This window comes from Marinobacter sp. F3R08 (assembly GCF_018860425.1).
Classification (GTDB): domain Bacteria; phylum Pseudomonadota; class Gammaproteobacteria; order Pseudomonadales; family Oleiphilaceae; genus Marinobacter.
Genome location: NZ_JAHKPI010000011.1, coordinates 1 through 1,970 on the forward strand (window position 1 = coordinate 1; position 1,970 = coordinate 1,970).

The 1,970-nt window shown below is 51.6% G+C and carries 3 protein-coding genes; 1 reads left to right on the top strand and 2 read right to left on the bottom strand.

Annotated elements, in window-relative coordinates; translation table 11 throughout:
- Nucleotides 1–44: 44 nt before the first annotated feature.
- Complete coding sequence (locus KO499_RS03045; RefSeq protein ID WP_215982254.1) at nucleotides 45–470, bottom strand: hypothetical protein; 426 nt, start codon at nucleotides 468–470, stop codon at nucleotides 45–47.
- A gap of 103 nt (nucleotides 471–573) precedes the next feature.
- Here KO499_RS03045 and KO499_RS03050 point away from each other — a divergent pair.
- A protein-coding gene (locus tag KO499_RS03050; protein ID WP_215982255.1) for an IS3 family transposase occupies nucleotides 574–1,661 on the top strand; the annotation gives its coding sequence in 2 pieces (ribosomal slippage) (nucleotides 574–835 and nucleotides 835–1,661; 1,089 coding nt in all).
- Between the two features lie 109 nt (nucleotides 1,662–1,770).
- On the opposite strand, the gene KO499_RS03055 is transcribed toward KO499_RS03050, so the two are convergent.
- A partial coding sequence (locus tag KO499_RS03055) for a helix-turn-helix domain-containing protein (protein WP_215982256.1) occupies nucleotides 1,771–1,970 on the bottom strand: 200 nt, incomplete at its 5' end.

The following is a 1,970-nucleotide window of genomic DNA, read 5'->3' on the forward strand; positions in this document are numbered from 1 at the left end:
ACTCGGGGTCGTAGGTTCAAATCCTACTCCCGCAACCAATATCTCTACTTACTCCGACCGACTACTGAACACTGCAAAAAATCTTGCAGTGCTTCCGCATGTAAACATGCGTCCGGGTCGTAGGGGCAAATCACCACGAACGCAACCATCGTAATCGACCCCAAACCCGCACGCGTTGCGGGTTTTGTCGTTCTTGCGTCCTCCAATGCCAGAATGCCCGCCAATTCTCCTTCGAGTTCAATGCGATGCCCGTTTGGTGCGGTCTCATCGGGCAGCATCCGTATCGCTGAAACCAGCCCCCGCAGCGCTTCGGTCGCCTCTGTCTTGAGTGCAGGGTCTTGCAGCGCAGACGACAGATTGCGGATCTTACGCAGGTAAGCCTGTGACAGGCTCGGATGCAAGCGAAGGGTCGGAGGCTCAGGGCTTTGCTCAAGGAGGCTTTCCAGGGACTGCTTCTCGCGTTCCAGCATCTGCGATGCGGTCCTTCATGCTAGGTTGATACGGTAATCCCCCCTAAAATTAGTGGTGTTCAAAAATAGAATTTTCTCGGCAAGATATCTGAGGAGATTTACGATGAAGAATGGACGATACAGCGACGCGCAGATCATGGCGGTGTTGAAGCAGGCGGAGGGCGGTGTTCCGGTTTCTGAGCTTTGCCGAGAGCATGGAATGAGCAGCGCAAGTTTTTATAAATGGCGGGCGAAGTTCGGCGGCATGGATGCGTCATTGATTTCAGAGATGAAGGATATGGCGGAGGAGAACCGCCGCCTGAAGCGCATGTATGCCGAAATGAGCATGCAAAACGACTTACTGAAGGAAGCGCTTGGAAAAAAGCGCTAAGGCCGTCTCAAAGGCGAGAGATGGCCATGAATGCAGTCGTAAGGCGCGGCGTCAGTATCGCATTGGCGTGCCGTGCGTTCGAGATCAGCGAGACCTGCTATCGTTACAGCCCTGTGCTGAACGACGAGAACGAAGAGATCGCGGACTGGCTGGAGCGTTTGACAGCCAATAAACGCAACTGGGGCTTTGGCCTGTGCTTTCTGTATTTGCGCAACGTGCAAGGCTATGGCTGGAACCACAAACGGGTCTACCGGATCTATTGCGAGTTGGAGTTGAACTTGCGGATCAAACCCAAGAAACGGCTGAAGCGGGATAAACCCGAGCCATTGGCTGTGCCTGACAGGCCCAATGAGACATGGTCGATGGATTTCATGGCTGATCAGCTCGCAGATGGGCGTTCGATCAGGACATTGAACGTGTTGGATGACTTTAATCGTGAAGGCTTATGTATTGAAGTGGACTTCTCACTGCCCGCAGAGAGAGTTGTCAGAAGCTTAAACCAGATCATCGAATGGCGCGGACAACCTCAGGCAATTCGGGTCGACAACGGCCCAGAATATGTGAGTGGAAAGCTTATGGAATGGGCTGAAAAACACAATGTGCGGCTCGAATACATCCAGCCAGGCAAGCCTCAGCAAAACGCCTATATCGAACGCTATAATCGCACCGTTCGCGGCGAATGGCTGGGACAATACATCTTCGAAACGATTGAGGAGGCACAAGACCAGGCGACTGAATGGCTCTGGACTTACAACAACGAGCGGCCCAACATGGGCATCGGCGGCATAACTCCCGCAATGAAATTGAAAACAGCCGCATGAATTCTATGGCTGGACCCCATTAAAAATGGGGGGATTACCGAATGATTGAAATTTCTGATTTGCTAGATGTTCCGTTGGATCATGTCGTCAAATATATGGGCCGCTGTTCTCAAAGAGAGTTTTTAATTTTTTCCGAGATGCCTGAGAGATTGCCGCGGTATATGAAGTCTAGTGTTAAGCCGTAGAGTACACAGAGACGCTCAGCTTCATCGACCGTTATTCTGCGGGTCCCTTTTTCCCAATTGTTATATTGCGTCGTGCCGAAAGAATGCTTTTCAGCCCATTCTTTTTGGGACATTGATGATTCCG